Origin of the sequence: Pedobacter glucosidilyticus (assembly GCF_002483235.1) — a bacterium.
In the GTDB taxonomy this organism is placed as follows: Bacteria; Bacteroidota; Bacteroidia; order Sphingobacteriales; family Sphingobacteriaceae; genus Pseudopedobacter; species Pseudopedobacter glucosidilyticum_B.
Genome location: NZ_DLHN01000027.1, coordinates 118,995 through 133,510, shown reverse-complemented (window position 1 = coordinate 133,510; position 14,516 = coordinate 118,995). Strand labels below are relative to the sequence as shown.

General features: G+C 38.1%; 16 protein-coding genes. 1 reads left to right on the top strand and 15 read right to left on the bottom strand.

The features are described from left to right. Positions 1-24: 24 nt before the first annotated feature. The 3 genes from B2745_RS12115 to B2745_RS12105 are packed head-to-tail and all read right to left on the bottom strand — an operon-like array spanning position 25 to position 3,635. Positions 25-1,956 carry a DUF3732 domain-containing protein gene (locus tag B2745_RS12115; RefSeq protein WP_304066949.1) on the bottom strand — a complete coding sequence of 644 codons (1,932 nt, stop codon included), beginning with the start codon at positions 1,954-1,956 and terminating at the stop codon, positions 25-27. Then, complete coding sequence (locus B2745_RS12110; protein ID WP_304066947.1) at positions 1,956-2,453, bottom strand: three component ABC system middle component; 498 nt, start codon at positions 2,451-2,453, stop codon at positions 1,956-1,958. Before B2745_RS12110 ends, B2745_RS12115 begins: the two co-directional genes overlap by 1 nt. Positions 2,454-2,465: 12 nt before the next feature. Next, the gene (locus tag B2745_RS12105; RefSeq protein WP_304066944.1) at positions 2,466-3,635 is read right to left on the bottom strand and encodes an ABC-three component system protein; all 1,170 of its coding nucleotides are present in this window, start codon (positions 3,633-3,635) and stop codon (positions 2,466-2,468) included. Positions 3,636-3,828: 193 nt separating this feature from the next. Between B2745_RS12105 and B2745_RS12100 the strand changes: the two genes are divergently transcribed. Continuing rightward, positions 3,829-4,983 carry a hypothetical protein gene (locus tag B2745_RS12100; protein ID WP_304066941.1) on the top strand — a complete coding sequence of 385 codons (1,155 nt, stop codon included), beginning with the start codon at positions 3,829-3,831 and terminating at the stop codon, positions 4,981-4,983. Between the two features lie 136 nt (positions 4,984-5,119). On the opposite strand, the gene B2745_RS12095 is transcribed toward B2745_RS12100, so the two are convergent. From B2745_RS12095 to B2745_RS12040, 12 genes are all read right to left on the bottom strand, one after another. After that, positions 5,120-6,175: a DUF932 domain-containing protein gene (locus tag B2745_RS12095; protein WP_304066939.1), complete on the bottom strand. Its 1,056-nt coding sequence runs from the start codon at positions 6,173-6,175 to the stop codon at positions 5,120-5,122. Then, positions 6,159-6,359, bottom strand: a complete 201-nt coding sequence (locus B2745_RS12090) for a hypothetical protein (RefSeq protein WP_304066937.1) — start codon at positions 6,357-6,359, stop codon at positions 6,159-6,161. Before B2745_RS12090 ends, B2745_RS12095 begins: the two co-directional genes overlap by 17 nt. A gap of 194 nt (positions 6,360-6,553) precedes the next feature. Next, positions 6,554-7,063, bottom strand: a complete 510-nt coding sequence (locus B2745_RS12085; RefSeq protein WP_304066934.1) for a hypothetical protein — start codon at positions 7,061-7,063, stop codon at positions 6,554-6,556. Between the two features lie 717 nt (positions 7,064-7,780). Beyond that, positions 7,781-7,957: a histone H1 gene (locus B2745_RS12080; protein WP_304066931.1), complete on the bottom strand. Its 177-nt coding sequence runs from the start codon at positions 7,955-7,957 to the stop codon at positions 7,781-7,783. 47 nt (positions 7,958-8,004) lie between these two features. Continuing rightward, positions 8,005-9,288: a hypothetical protein gene (locus B2745_RS12075; protein ID WP_304066928.1), complete on the bottom strand. Its 1,284-nt coding sequence runs from the start codon at positions 9,286-9,288 to the stop codon at positions 8,005-8,007. Between the two features lie 15 nt (positions 9,289-9,303). After that, positions 9,304-10,353, bottom strand: a complete 1,050-nt coding sequence (gene traM / locus B2745_RS12070; protein ID WP_304066925.1) for a conjugative transposon protein TraM — start codon at positions 10,351-10,353, stop codon at positions 9,304-9,306. Between the two features lie 13 nt (positions 10,354-10,366). Further along, on the bottom strand, positions 10,367-10,585 hold the full coding sequence (locus B2745_RS12065; protein WP_304066923.1) for a hypothetical protein: 219 nt from the start codon (positions 10,583-10,585) through the stop codon (positions 10,367-10,369). Continuing rightward, on the bottom strand, positions 10,582-11,208 hold the full coding sequence (gene traK / locus B2745_RS12060) for a conjugative transposon protein TraK (protein ID WP_304066920.1): 627 nt from the start codon (positions 11,206-11,208) through the stop codon (positions 10,582-10,584). The genes B2745_RS12065 and traK overlap by 4 nt, the downstream gene beginning before the upstream one ends. A 31-nt stretch (positions 11,209-11,239) precedes the next feature. Beyond that, complete coding sequence (gene traJ, locus B2745_RS12055; protein WP_304066917.1) at positions 11,240-12,469, bottom strand: conjugative transposon protein TraJ; 1,230 nt, start codon at positions 12,467-12,469, stop codon at positions 11,240-11,242. Further along, complete coding sequence (locus B2745_RS12050; RefSeq protein ID WP_304066914.1) at positions 12,462-13,142, bottom strand: TerB family tellurite resistance protein; 681 nt, start codon at positions 13,140-13,142, stop codon at positions 12,462-12,464. Before B2745_RS12050 ends, traJ begins: the two co-directional genes overlap by 8 nt. Then, positions 13,139-13,825 carry a hypothetical protein gene (locus B2745_RS12045; RefSeq protein WP_304066911.1) on the bottom strand — a complete coding sequence of 229 codons (687 nt, stop codon included), beginning with the start codon at positions 13,823-13,825 and terminating at the stop codon, positions 13,139-13,141. The genes B2745_RS12050 and B2745_RS12045 overlap by 4 nt, the downstream gene beginning before the upstream one ends. Continuing rightward, on the bottom strand, positions 13,812-14,510 hold the full coding sequence (locus B2745_RS12040) for a conjugal transfer protein TraI (RefSeq protein WP_304066908.1): 699 nt from the start codon (positions 14,508-14,510) through the stop codon (positions 13,812-13,814). Before B2745_RS12040 ends, B2745_RS12045 begins: the two co-directional genes overlap by 14 nt. Between the last annotated feature and the right edge of the window lie 6 nt (positions 14,511-14,516).

Sequence of the window (14,516 nt, the reverse complement as noted above, 5' to 3'; positions counted from 1 at the left end):
ATTCTCATGTCATTAAAAGGGTGGCTATTCCAACCAGTCTTCAGGAATCAATTTTGTTCCATCTCTCCAAATTTCTAATACATGACTTGAGAATTTGTTAGTTTTTAAATAAGCATGATCTGTTACGATTACTTGAAATTTACCTTCAAGGGAAGTTGTTGAATCTATGATAAAGTCGAACATCTGACGTACTGCTATTTCATCAGCACTTTCTACAATCTCTCCTGTGTTATTTATATCTTTTTCAGGTGGAAAATATACTTGTGATGGCTGGTCAAGCATTAAAAAATGAGGAACTGGACGTTGTGCTTGTATAAAATGCTGATGCAGTGCAAAATGAACAAGCAAATGATAAGATACCCAGTTGGCCCCACTACCCATTTGAGCTAATCCAATCGGCTTGGTTGCAGTATCTGCAAAAAGCGTAAGCTTATTAATATCAAATCGAATTGGTGAATCTTTGTATTCCACATCAAGGCGTTCAACCCATTTTGTCATTTGTAAATTTATCTTGCTAAGAATTGATACTAACTTTTCATCTTTAGTCTCTTTATCAATGCCTGATAACAAGGTGTCTATTTCATTTTTTAATCCTTCAATTTTTGTATCAATGCTTTTGTCTTCAGTAAAATCTACGCTTTCTAAAAATAGACTTACACGTCCTATCACTTTTCCTCTCCTAAGATTTAAATCCCTAAGCGTCCTGGCGTTTTCACGTTCATTATATAATGCAGCAATACCTTGTTCTGTCTTAACTATTTCAGCTTTAAGAGCTTCTTGTTGTTCAGCCAATGTCTTTAAATATTTGTTCAAACGTGGTTTTTCTCTTACAGTAGATTCCAGACTCCTGTTTAGTAAATTTAGTGATTGCTGTATAGCTGATACACTTGGTATTTCTACATCAAGTGAATTATTGCATAATGGGCAGGTAGCATAATCATGATCAGTCTCCCCATAAAGACCAATTGTTTCCAATCTTATTTTATGATGCTCAACTTCATCTGAATAAGAAAAATTGTTATCTACAAAACTTTGTGTAGCGCTAATAGTATCATCAAGAGTACCCAATTCTTCTCTTAATTGACTTCTTTTGTCGATGAGTTCTTTTAAAGCAGAATTTTCACCAACTGGTTCAATTTGAACTTCATATTCCCAGTCTTTTATCCCATCTAAAGTCTTAAGTGCTTCAGGTACAGTACCTACAGTAACTGTTCTTCCTAAAATACCAATCTGCTTTGCTTCTTCGACCAATGAGTATGCTTTACTTACGCCTTCAACTTTTATTTTCTCAGCTTCGTTTTTTTCTCTAATCAGGCGATATAGATCCCTTCGTTTTTGAGTAATTTCCTGTTCGATTTTAAGACTATCTTCACGTACAGCGCCAAGAAAGTAAGGTAAGCTGTCTTTTATTGCTTGTGGTACAAATTGTTCAGTTTGATTGTAAAACAAATAATCTCGTTGAGCAATAAGCCCTTGTGGCTGATAGCAAAAAATTCTTGAATGTTTGAAATTAACTTCTAAAGCATCTCGTGTGTTACTCTCTGCTACCTGTAGATTCTCTGCGATATTTAACTTACGAGATAACAACTCTTTTAAATTAGCAATGTTGCTATTGCTTTGTATTGCATCAAAAGCAGGTGAGGTTTCAAATGGTCCTTCTTCAATATAAACTTCAGTAACCGATTGTACATCCCGGATATTAGGATTTAGTCTTGCGATGAAAAACTCTTCATTACTATCAAACACTATTGTTATTGCAAACCAATAAACATGATCCTTTATGACACCTTCTGCAACTTTACAATCTTTACTTCCAAGGCAATAGTCAACAATATCGATTAACGCAGTTTTACCTGACTTCGATTCTCCAGTAATGATATTCACCTTTCCAAGTTCAAATGGAAGTACACGAACGTGATCTGCGTCTTTGTATAATGTGATATTTTTGATTTGCATTAGGGTCTTATTTTTAAAAACATAAATATTGTTTGTGTATTCCCAGTCATACGAAGCCACTTTCCAAGTAATTCGGCTTTTTTATATATCTCGGTTATTTCTGTAACATTTTCTCCCTTTGGTGTAGCTTTTCGATAACTAGATATTTCGATAACGCCATTATTATCAACTGACATAGCATTATGTACCATTAAAAAAGATATTGCCTCTTTAGTATAGGGTAGCATTTGTTTAGCTCTATCTGCAAAACCTAAAAATAAGTATTCGTTTTCCTCAACCCAAGCATGAAAATATGTGCTTGAGCGTAGTGGCATTTTTTGCCTAGTTCTTTTGTGCAAAACGATAGGCAGCACAAGAAAAGCTAAAATAAACGGAAACTTTAGATCTTTTTCGTTATCATTATAGCTAACAATAGCCCTCCGAATAACTTCTCCGCAAAATGCCGGATTTAATAAGTTTGCCGTAATAAGTGATCGTTCTTCCCAGTTTCTAATCATTGGCTATAATTATTATAATAGATTATCAAATTCAGGATGCCAGCCAATTTTTTTTATGTCTGCGAGCATATGACAACTTCCTCTTGTTAAGTATTCTGATGTAAATCTTTCCCTGATTTTAATTGGTGGTACTTGTTCGACGTAAAATTTTTTATAAAAATCATAGCCAACTTTTTGGAGAACAGCTTTATCCATTCCTTCGCAGTCATCCTTCATAAGCGAAAAAATATTATTCCAGTGATCTTCTAATTTTCTTTCAAATGCTTCTTCGTCATTTATACTTGTCAACTCCTCTCTCAGCCATTTCGATCTTTGTTTAAATGCTCTGTGAAAATCGTTAATTGCATTTCGGAGTACATTAGACTTTACTGCCACTAATTTTAATTGAGAAACAAATAATCGATCTTGATAATTTTCAAGAGATTCTTCGTCTATTTCAATAGGATTACCAAAATCATCTGGGAGATTATCTTCTTTTAATGTATCGTTAATCCCAGCAATTTTTATCCTAACCTCCTCCTGAGATATATAATCTATGTTTCCTTGAAGCATGATGATACATTTTTGAAACCACCAACCTTCAAGACGTTCAATTAATGATTCAAGCTTTTTGGGATGAGTTGAATATTTCAATTCAGAATGAAGGGATTTTAGAGACTCATCAATTGATAAGGTCTGATCTATAACTGTAATGTTATTTATCAAATCAATTTGCTGATTTTCTGTCAGTTGATTAAAAGAAGAATAACCAGCCGCATTCGTCTGGCTGGTCGATTCCTCAGTAACCTTAAGCATTGCTTTTAGTATCTTCCCTGAATCACGGATAACTAACTCAGGTTTCAAATCTTGTATAAAGGAGTTATCGCCTATTTTAGCAGTAGTCATTAAAGTAAACAGTGTTGATTTTTCATCAACATATCCATTAATAATATTTTCGCTCCAAACTCTTATTGTTTTCCAAAAGTCAGAACTCGAATCGGTGAGATTCGCAACGGAATTAATGTGAAGCTTGGTTTGAAATAGATCCATATTATCTAAATTATCTACTACTATATCGTCAAGACTTTCAATTTTTATGATAGCATTTGATTTTTGACTTTTGAGTATCAAATACAATCCGAGTCTTAATTGATAATAATAACCTAATGAAGGTTCTTTAGCTGAAAAATTTGTATTGTTCATTTAAGATCTTAAATACATAGATATATAAGTATCTAAAGTACATAGATTTACGATAAGGCACTTCATCTCGTATAAATATTTTTAAACATTAACAAAATTAATTAACATTAACTAATAATGCTAACTATATTAGCATCGTTAAGTGTTAGCTAATTAAAGTAAGAGCTTTATTTTTAATAATGCATATCTGCACATGATGAAAAACAACCAAACCGAGGATATTTTGAATTCGATAAATCAAAATGTATTTTTTAAGGAGTTTACTTTTAGCAAAAATGACTTTATAATTCAAAATAACAAACTGGAATTTTCGGATCATTTGGTCTGGCTGGATGATATTTATTTCATCTTCGAAGTAAAAGATCGACATCCAAACGAAAAAGGGGACGACCAGAAATGGTTTAAAAAGAAGGTACTAGATAAAGCTGTCGGTCAAATTAAAAACACTATTCAGTATATAAAAGACTATCCTGAAATTACACTTAAGAATAATAAAGGGCATCAGTTAAATGTAAGCCAAGTAGAAATTCAGCATATAAAAAAAGTGATTATCTACACTCCAGGCATTGATTTTCCTGAACAAAAGCGTCAGATCAAATTTTACAATAGCCGTAGTGCAGGCTTGATTCATTTGTTTCATTCAGAAGACTATTACTGGGTCTGTAAGTATTTGATCACACCATCAGAAGTGAAGGAATATTTAGATTTCCGGGAAGATTTTTATGAAGCACAATCCAAAGTACTTGATCTTTTTCCAGAGCAATATGTACTCGCTCATTTTTTAGAGACACTCGAAGTTGATCATATCGAGCCAAGATATATCGAAAATCTAAAGATTATTGATAAGGAGTTACCAGATTTTGATATGGCTGGTATCATTAAAAATTTCACAACGCAACTAACCTTGACTAATGGTGAGACAGAGTATTACGCTATTATAAAAGAAATTGCTAAACTACAGCGTACTGATTTAATAGAGTTTAAAAAGCGTTTTATCAAGGCAACTGAGGTTTGTAAAAAAGACAATTTAGTAACACCATACCGAATTTACGTTCCACGTACAGATTGCGGTTTTATTTTCATTCCGTTGCCAAAAAGCAAATCTGCCAATTGGAGAACAGCAATAACCAATTATACACTGGCACATAAATATGACCAGAAGGCTCTAAAATGTGTAGGTATCGTTGTAATAGATCTTATAATAGAGGCCGAAACTTATTTTAATTGTTACTGGATGTACGTCGAATCACCATGGAATTATGAAGAAGAGATAGAAAAAAAACTTGCTGAAAATTTTCCTTTTAGAAAGATGAATATGAAGAAGATTGACAACCGTTATAAAATATAGCACTTATAGAATAGTAAGCAATCACTTTTGCCCCGTAAGGGGCCGCCCGGAATTTTAGAACAGCCAGATGAGATATTCATAATATATCACCTATTTATTATAATTATCCTAAAAAGGGGATTGCTCCCCTTATCCATTAATTAAGCCCTTCAATACCATGTTTAGCAAATCCCTTGCAAAGATTAAAAGCCGTCTGACTTCTTTGCAATCCTGTACCATACATGATTGATTTGAACTTTGCTTCATCATCTTTGAAGTTCCGTACATTTTGGAAATAGCCCGTAACGGCATTGTAGGCTCCATACAAAGTTCCTTTTGTTGTCACTTCCTGTTGTGTAGGGCTTGTTAATGCGTATTCCATTACACTAGTTACCATATTGTTATAGGTACTTGATAACTCGTCCAGTTTGCCAGATTGAAGATTGTTTAATACCTCCTTGCTAGGTGCCATTGCAATCTGTATTAAACGTTTAACGGCATGATCGGTGATTCTTATTCTCGACCAATTATTAAATACTTCCTCCAATTCGTCAGCCAATAAATTGGTAAGCCCTAACAATTGATGCGCTTGTTTTAACCGATCTTTTGCACTTGCTGTATGCCTGATTTTAATCGAATTACTATGATTGTTCATGGCAGCGTTTAAGGTGTTTGCGCAAACTATCCTCACCGGGGTAAAAGCTGCGGTTATACTGCCGTATCCATCATGAGAAGTAGTTAGAAATAAGAACTGTTCAATTAAATCATCTTTTCCCACACGTATATAATCAGGGAGTTTTGCGGTGATGAAAATACGTTCTCCATTTCCTAATGCGCCTGCTGTTTCATAGAGTATACCATCTTTACCACCTACAATAGCATCAAAAAACTCAAAAGCATTTACATTTTGTACAACTTCATAATCATTACCAACAACGCCCAAAACCTGTTCTGTATCAGTTCGGACGGTGGCGTAATAGTTTGGAACTTGTATTTCAGGTATAATTAAATCTGTATTCCCATGATGATTTTCACTGTCGTACGTAAACAAAGGGCGTTTTTCTACATGGTAGTCTAAGCCTGCATGTTTAATTGCTTCTGCACTGGTTGGGTAATCGCTGATAACCTGCCCTAAATTATGCCAGGCTTTTTCTTTTACACTAAAAAAGCTATGTTTACTTGTCTGCTCGTTATAATTAAGATTGTGTGCCATGGTTGATGTTTTTAACGTTTCTTACTCTGGTTAATAGTATTTCGGTTTCCAGTATTTTAACTGCCGGAGTATCAGTCAGCGAAAAGGCTGCCTGTGTTTCTACCTCGTTTACTGTGTTTGCTATGTCTTGGTGATCGGATTGTACCATTACCCGAATCATCAAATAAAGAGTTTGATATTTCATTCCTTTGTGTTTTATAAGTGTCTGTAAATGCTGTTAATTGCTGATGATAAGAAAAGGGATTATCCTCTTTAAGGGCTTCCCCGTATCCCTGCCAGTAAATCTGGTCAAGGTGTTCTATAAATACTTCTTCCATACAGTTATGATTGATAAATAGATAAATTACTCCCCGCAACAATAGCAGGGAGTATATTTAATCAGGCAGGGATTGTAATTCCCGCCTCAATTTCTGCAAGCCTGTTTACGCACATGCTGTTGACAAATTGAGCCACGGCCTGAATAATTACTGGGTTTTTAGTGCTAAACTTCCTGCGTTCATCATCTTCAATAGTCAGTACACAACCCTGAAAATGATTGCTGTCGGTTTCTTCTGCATCTTCCTGTTGTGCAATTTCAAAGGCTTCTAAAGTGTCTATGGTATCTAAAAGCCTATCACGCTGAATTTTCCTGCGGTGCAGTTCTTCCACTAGTTTTAAAGTGCTCTCCAGATTATAGGCAACTTTTACCGGTTTAATTTCTTCTTTTACATCAACTTTATCTTCCGGTTTAGTTTGTCCAGTTTGTGATTTTGCTTTTTCTAATGATAGGTGATCTGCTTTTTTCAACTCTCCCTTTTTAGTATCATCATTAAAAACTGTGCTTATTGGCATGTTGGTATGGATTGCTTTATTAGTTACGTTTGCTGTTTTTAATTCTGCTGTTTTCATGATTTTTGTTTTTTATGGATTGAATAATTAAATTTTCTATCACACGGATAGGTGCTGTATACTTTAGTTCTGCATGGCGGACTTCTTCCTCTTTTTGCCTTCATAATTCTGTTTCTAATTCAGTCGGCAGGGCCTCCTGGCTTTTTGTTAAGCAACCGCACCTGAATGCAATCCTTTTGTAAGGCAAGACTTTGCGAAAAAAAATACGCTCTGAAGCGCAGCGGAAGAGGAAGATTTTTTTTCAGCAAACCCACAGGGCCCGGTCTTGACGGCAAAAGGATTGTTCAGAAATTTCTTAACTAAAAAGCTGGGGGGATTTTTAACTGCTGTTTTACAGGAGGTGCTGTAAAATTGAAAGAAGTTTTTTCTTATTGAAAAAGGAAGTGTGAGCGAGGAACGAGCTCACTCTTCCATATTGCGGGGAAGCGGCTGAATGGAGGGACGAAATGAAGCGGCTGGGTTCTGCTGGCTTATGTGACATAAAAAACTTGAAAGATTCAACTACGTTTTATAAAAGCCGCTAAATAGTTTGAAAGAGGTTTTCCTTATGAGTGTGAGAAGTGTGAGCGAAGGAATGAGCTCACTCTTCTATATTTGCAGGGAAGCGGGCTGAATGGAGGATACGAAATGAAGCGGCTGGTTCTGCTGACCTGATTGGTATCAAACAAAAAACCCGGCCATTTTACTGCCGGGTTTTAAAGTCTTAAACAGAAGCTATTATTTAGCATTCTTTTTAGCGGTGACTTCCTGACGTACCTCCTGTGCAACTACTTTTAACTGCTGCATGGCATTTCGGATACGTGTACCCGCGGCTTTATTCCCTTTTTCATAAAAAGCTACGGCATCTTTTTCTACTGACTCTACCAGTTCTTTAATCTTCTGAATTTTTTCCATGTTAATAATGAATTTTAAATTGAATGTATAAATATTATTTAATAAACCTAAAGCTTCATTTCAGTGTTGTTACTAAGCTCTTTTTCCTTAGTTTTATCTTTGGAAAAGCTTGCTGATAGAACAGGATCTTTCAAAAATTGCTCCCGTTTTTCGGGTTTTCCGTTTTCTGCATACAGGTTAATCTGGCTATAACGTGGTACAGCTTCTATACGCAGTTTCATCTCCTGACCATCTTTTACGACAGTAATCAGCGGTCTGTTACCATTTTTTAATGATTCTTCTAACTTTCCTTTTGCCTTCGGGTCATCCAGTTCTTTAATTTGGAATTTTTCCAACGTCTTTTTCAGATCAAAACCATAACTTGGATCATGAAACTGGCGAGTTAGATAATTTTGATGGCGATCTTTAGGTTTATCAAAATCCAGAGCTATCCATGCTTTATACGGTTCTCCACCCAGGTTCAATAAATTATCCCGATGCACTGCTCTGCCCTGAATCAGGTTGGCAGCTTGCTCTGCAGTAAAACCATTTCCTTTTTCTACATATATGGTCTGTGATTTAGCAGGAGCGTAAAACGTTTTCTGGAAGTCTTTGGTCACGAAATTTACCTTGTCTTTTTCCATCGTGGCTAAAGTCGTTTTGTTTCCAGGATCTTTACCTGCTGCCAGTTCAACGTTTCCTTTTTGCTCTTTAAAATAAGTAATGGCCTCGTTGGGATTTTCAAATTTCCGGAATATGAGTTTACCCTGCTCCCCTGGAGAGATCACCAAATACTTCTGACCTTCTGCGAGTGGTTTAGCTGTGTTAAGCGATACGTCATACTTATTAAAATAGTAAAAATCAGATTGGCCCGATTGTTTAAAATGCAGTAAGAAATCCACTTGTCCTTTGTCGGCGGGCAGATGCTGGCGAAGCTGGAATTCAGGCAGATTTTTCTGCATGTTCTTTTCCATTTCTTCTGATAATTTCTTATCAAATCGAAGCTCTTTGAGTTCGTCCTTGAGGCTTTCTAAATTGTTAAGATTCATATTGTTATACTTTAATATTATATTATCCTTATTTTCCAAAGTCATTTTTGATGCCTGCTCCAATTCTTTCAGATTATAGAGCAGGTCTGCTAGTGGGACAGCCTCATGCCAGTTCCATATCTGCTGGTATTCCCTTGCATAGTCAAGCGCTTCCCACTTATCGTGAAAGCAGTGCAGACTGTGAGTTGTGGTGATCTGGTTATCAGTGTCATATACCACCCATTTGTGGCCTTTTAGAGCTTGTTGTTCCAGATACTCACGGAACTGTCTGGCCTGTTCAGGTTTTGCGATCATCTGCGGCATACAGCAAATCTGCTATCAATTCCTGAGCTGGTTGTTACACAACAAAACCGACTGTCCGGCTTTCAGTTTTACCTTGATGCGCCTGACCTTTTTATCAAATAAATCTTTAGCAGCATCGATACCGGCACCGGCAACCTGTGCAGCGATGGACTGATCTATACCGTACATCCCGATACTTCGGACTGCATCAACCGCCCCATTGCCAGCCGCATCAGCAAGCATCGCTTCAGGAGCATCTATCCCTACCATCCCGTCAAGGCTATATACCGTTAAGTCAACTGGAATGATGGAATTACCCAGGCGAATGTTTTGAATATCCAGAAGCAAACGCTGGTTAGTAATCCTACAGGTTCCGAAAATAGAATGTCCTTTGGGGATAAGCTGCCCATTAATTGTAATGGTATCCTGCAAACACAGTCTGATGGCTGCACCCTGTACCGCCTTCTGAGCATCTGCAATTACGGCCGGTATCGCCCGGAACTTACTGTCGGGTTTAACGGTATTCGCTTTGCCTGGGTGCCGGGTAATCAAATCAGGGTTTTGTATGGCCAGTATTTTATCCAGCATACCGCTCAATTGCTGCATCTCCGGGTCTTCGGTTTTATCTTCCTGCATACTGCGCATGAGTTTCTCCAAACGATCAACATCTTTACTCATAGCGGCAGTGCTTCCGGTGGATGGAGCAGAATATATTTTCGGCTGTGCGGGGCGATTGATCTCTTGGTTGATCTGGGCCAGCTTTTCATGAATTCGCTGTTCGTTCGGGTCTGGAATAGAAGTTGTTGCAGCAAAGCTTTGCCCGGCAACTGATAAAGACAGGCTATCCGGCTCTCCGGCTGATTCACTTTTGGCCTGCTCATAGATACTCCATTTATCCTGCGGCTCCTCTTTTTTAAACTGCGCATCAGGCAGGCTGGTATTAATTCCCCGATTAGCATTTAGCTCCTGTGCGGAGACGTCGCCTTTACCGCCACCCAGGGCGTAAAATGCCAGTGCCATAAATGGCAGGATCAGCAAGGGCAATACCCAAAGCAGCTTGCGCTTGTTTTTTTCATTGGTTTCCATAATATTTTTTTTATTAAATTGAATGAATGATGAGGTAAGTATTTATTGCAACAAACACCACACAGAACACCAGAAGCAAATACAAGCTTGTTTTTACTGACCAATTCCGTGTCCTGTGATTCAGGTAAGCTGCAATGCGTGTTTGCTGGCAGATGATTGCCTTTGCCATCCTTCCCGCCAGTTCGTCCTGACGGTTATTACCTGCCTTTTTACTTTTCCTGAATAAACTCATGGCTGAACATTTTTAGAATCGGCATCCTGGTTTTCCAGGGTTTCCCATCGCTGGATTAAAAAGCCATGCGGATTATTGTCCGTTTGGGTCTTGATACTTCTAACCTGACCTTGTGTAATCAATTTCCGGGTAACCGTACTGCTTGATCTGATCAGTTTTTGTGTGGCATAACAAGTGAAGAGGTAGGGATATTCGTTCATATCCAGCGTGATGCTGTCTACGTCAATCTCCTGAGAGATATTGGCAGAAATCAGATTATTATAATAGCCGGATTCACGCAAATTGTCGTATTGTTTCTTTGCAGATTCATCTGCTAAATACAAAGCTTTCGCAATTTGAGCCTGTATAGCTTTTTCATCCGGGTCAAGGTTAAAAAAGTAGTGATGGAACGTTTTGATATGATCCCTTAACTCTACCGGAAGGTTGCTTTTTCTATCAGAAGCTACAGCTTCCAACACTTTGCCATTATACAAGATGTGTACCCGGTTTTGTGCTTCATCAACCATTTGGTAACTTTTAAAAATGCAAAAGCTCATGGTCAGCATATTAGCCAGGATTAAAAAGATACTGAAGATTTTGATGTGCTTAAAAGCAGTATCGATATTTTTGAATTGTGTAAACATGTTTTTAGTATTGAGTAATGAGTATCAAGTATCAAGACTTGCCGGAAAGGCGGTCATGCTGGTGCTGTGAACCAGATGATTTTTCGGAAAAGTAATCTGCGTTTCCAGAACCGGAAAAGCTTTGCATCACTTTTCTTGCACCGTCGCCTAAGGCATCGGTAGCCATACCTCCACCTGCTATTGCTGCTCCGCTTGCCATCGAATGGGTATTGCTCACCAGGGTATTGACCCGCTGCAAAATCGTATTGCCTCCACCAGCATTCACTACATAACCTGCTACATTAGGGACAGAAAAGTAACCTACAATCCCAATCACCAGGAAGATCAAATATGCGGTATCGGTGCTGCTAAAGGTGGTATCGCCTTGCTGTCCGATTTGAGAAATATCAAGTTTTAACATATTTTCCTGAATTTTTCCCAGGATGCTGCCGAAAATATTGGCAATAGGCAACCACAGAAAAATGTTAATGTAGCGGGCTAACCACACGGTAAGTGTATGCTGAAAACCGTCAAATACGGCAAAGCCAAATACCAAAGGGCCAAGTATGGCCAGCACAATCAGAAAGAAAGTACGGATGGTATTGATACATAGGGCAGCGGCAGCATACAACACCTCTAGCACCTGACTAAGCCATTGCTTAATACCATTTCGGAAATTATAGGATTGCTTTTCCATCCAGAACTGCATGTCATTGCTTAAGCCATCCAGAAAAGATTCATCTTCTCTGTTTGGATCTTTAGGATGGGTGTATTTATACCATTTATCACTATCTCCGTTGCCGTTCTCGCCAACATACATTTGCCAATGAGTGGATTTTTTGATTGCGGCTTCTTTCTGTTTCAATAGAGCAGCAATGGTTTTATTACTGTCTTTCACCATGGCACCGGTAGCAGATACAGTTGGCTGTAATACTCCGTTCATCAGCGCAATTACTGCTGGGAAAGCAATAATGGCCAGTCCCAATGCAAAGGGGCGCAATAGCGGATAAAAATCAATGGGTTCAGCCGCTGCAATCTGCCGCCATACTCTTGAGGCGATATACCAAAGTGCACCAAAACCGGCTATGCCGCGGGCAACACCAATTAATCTGGAACATAGGGGCAGCATCTGGCTATAAACTTTGTCCAGCTCAGACTGCATGCCGTTGATCTCGCCAGCGATGCCCTGAGCATGGGAGAGAGCCGGAATGAATAACAAAAGGAATAGGCCCCCTAGCCGCCTGAAGAGGGAGCTTTCGAGCGGTTTTAATTTCTTAATCATGATAAAGCTTTTGAAGGGTTTTGATTTCAGACTTTTCTTTCGCTCGTTGCAGATTCAGGATATTGGCCTGCTGATTAAAACTTCGCAAGAATTGCAATTTATCCTGGGTGTCGGCAAAAATTCTGTCAATAGCCTGCAAGCGTTCATCATCGCTCATGCGCAGCTTAGAAGAAGTAATCACATTAGCCAGTTCATCCAGATTATTCACACTCTGATCAAACAGCTGCTCATAAACATTACCTAAATAATTGATCTCTCCTATATTAAAATTTCCCGAAGCCTGAAATCGCTGAAAAGCACTTTTGTATTCCCTAACAATATCTTTTTGAGAGGTGATGATACCGGCTACCTTGTGATACTTTCGTATTTCCGGGCTCACAATCATCAGGCCATCGATAAAAACTTCATGCAGGGAAAAATTTCCTTGGGATATGTTTTTTACTGCATTATAACCGTTACTGACAATCTGATAACCTTTCTTCATATCAGTAAGAATATTCTTGAGCTGGCTAAGCTTTTCTACATTCAGCAGCAATTGCTGTACTTCTGTAGATTGAGCTTTGGAGTGATTTGAAAAAGCGATTAAAAGCGATAGTAATCCGAAAACTCGTAATTGAACGAAAAACGATTTTAGGCTTTGCATTTTTTCTTTGACTTCATTAATTGATTTCATAGCTTAATTTTTAATTGGTCTACAGATTGCTGTTCGTTTGCTTTTTGAGCAATAAGCAGCCTGACTTCACTAATAAAGCTCTGGGTAAATGCTGATTTGCTTTTCATATTGCCATACACCAGATCAATGCGTTTCATCCGCTCGTCATCCTTCATTTCTACCTTGCCGGATGTGATGGCCAGCAGGAGTTCTTCCAGGTCTGCAGCACATTCATCCAACACTTTTTTTCTGACGGAATGGATGTACTGCTGATTTTCAGTGGATAATGAAACGCTATTCCTAATCCCGTTGAAGCTTTTGCTCATAGCCAATTGCAAGGCGATTATTTCAGCAACCTTACTGCTATTGCGGATGGCAGGCTTAACGCTTTTTAGTGAACTGATAAAATTTTGATGCAAACTGAACTCACCGTTTTTGAGGTCTTTTACTGTACTGATACCTTGCCCTGCTATATCATAACCCTTTTTTAAATAACCGGCGTAGACTTTTAAAGCAACAAGTTGTTGAAAAAGATATTTTTGCTGTGTTTTCTTCTGTTTAAAGAATTCGTCCCAGGTTTGAGCTTGCGCTTTATCAGGAACAAAGAATAAGGAGTGTAGACATACCACCAATAGGAGTTTCCATCTTGATAGAGTCTTTATTCTTTGCTCTTTAATCCTTCTACACAGATTATTCAATTCCATAGATCTCTTTTAAAGTGGCTACTTCATCCAAGGACTTGGAGCGTTGTATACTCAACGATATATTTTGAGCATTGAAAGCTTTCAAGTCTGCATAATTAGTGTCCATCTGGTCTGCGGCAGCATTAATGATTTCCATTCGCCTAGCATCATTCATTTGGGTTTTAAAGCTGTTTACTACCAGCAGGATCTGATCGAGGTTTTTAATACTGGCATCCAAGATGCCCGAATAAACACTTTCCATGTACTTTAATTCGTCCGGGTTGAAGTGCTTATCTTTATTAAACAGCCCCCAGGCCCAGCGGTATTCATCTACTATAGCTACCTGTTTTTCCGTAAGGTCTTTAATTCGTTTATAATAGGCGATAGCGGATTTGATCTGCCACAATTCATTATAGTAGCCTGCATAAAGTTCTTTTTGCTTTTCTGTCCAGTCGGCTATTTCTGTAAGTTTAAGTTTGGACAATTGATTTTCCAGCACTTTTTGTGCATTTTGAAGCCAGATCGTTTCATTCTGCAAACGCTGTACTTTCAGGTCTACCGCTTTGATTACTTTTTTTACTCCCGCTTTAATCACCTCCACGACCGCTATTTGTGCATTCGCCCCCTGGGGCAGCGAAACAAACAGGGTCATGGCGCTCATAGGCAGAATCACCATATATTTTTTCATAATTTTTATTAATTTCATGATTAC

What these genes read in the sequence shown, in the direction of transcription:
- B2745_RS12115 (WP_304066949.1), bottom strand. Translation starts at nt 1,956, where the DNA reads ATGCAAATCAAAAATATCACATTATACAAAGACGCAGATCACGTTCGT.
- B2745_RS12110 (WP_304066947.1), bottom strand. Translation starts at nt 2,453, where the DNA reads ATGATTAGAAACTGGGAAGAACGATCACTTATTACGGCAAACTTATTA.
- B2745_RS12105 (WP_304066944.1), bottom strand. Translation starts at nt 3,635, where the DNA reads ATGAACAATACAAATTTTTCAGCTAAAGAACCTTCATTAGGTTATTAT.
- B2745_RS12100 (WP_304066941.1), top strand. Translation starts at nt 3,829, where the DNA reads ATGATGAAAAACAACCAAACCGAGGATATTTTGAATTCGATAAATCAA.
- B2745_RS12095 (WP_304066939.1), bottom strand. Translation starts at nt 6,175, where the DNA reads ATGGCACACAATCTTAATTATAACGAGCAGACAAGTAAACATAGCTTT.
- B2745_RS12090 (WP_304066937.1), bottom strand. Translation starts at nt 6,359, where the DNA reads ATGAAATATCAAACTCTTTATTTGATGATTCGGGTAATGGTACAATCC.
- B2745_RS12085 (WP_304066934.1), bottom strand. Translation starts at nt 7,063, where the DNA reads ATGAAAACAGCAGAATTAAAAACAGCAAACGTAACTAATAAAGCAATC.
- B2745_RS12080 (WP_304066931.1), bottom strand. Translation starts at nt 7,957, where the DNA reads ATGGAAAAAATTCAGAAGATTAAAGAACTGGTAGAGTCAGTAGAAAAA.
- B2745_RS12075 (WP_304066928.1), bottom strand. Translation starts at nt 9,288, where the DNA reads ATGCCGCAGATGATCGCAAAACCTGAACAGGCCAGACAGTTCCGTGAG.
- traM (WP_304066925.1), bottom strand. Translation starts at nt 10,353, where the DNA reads ATGGAAACCAATGAAAAAAACAAGCGCAAGCTGCTTTGGGTATTGCCC.
- B2745_RS12065 (WP_304066923.1), bottom strand. Translation starts at nt 10,585, where the DNA reads ATGAGTTTATTCAGGAAAAGTAAAAAGGCAGGTAATAACCGTCAGGAC.
- traK (WP_304066920.1), bottom strand. Translation starts at nt 11,208, where the DNA reads ATGTTTACACAATTCAAAAATATCGATACTGCTTTTAAGCACATCAAA.
- traJ (WP_304066917.1), bottom strand. Translation starts at nt 12,469, where the DNA reads ATGATTAAGAAATTAAAACCGCTCGAAAGCTCCCTCTTCAGGCGGCTA.
- B2745_RS12050 (WP_304066914.1), bottom strand. Translation starts at nt 13,142, where the DNA reads ATGAAATCAATTAATGAAGTCAAAGAAAAAATGCAAAGCCTAAAATCG.
- B2745_RS12045 (WP_304066911.1), bottom strand. Translation starts at nt 13,825, where the DNA reads ATGGAATTGAATAATCTGTGTAGAAGGATTAAAGAGCAAAGAATAAAG.
- B2745_RS12040 (WP_304066908.1), bottom strand. Translation starts at nt 14,510, where the DNA reads ATGAAATTAATAAAAATTATGAAAAAATATATGGTGATTCTGCCTATG.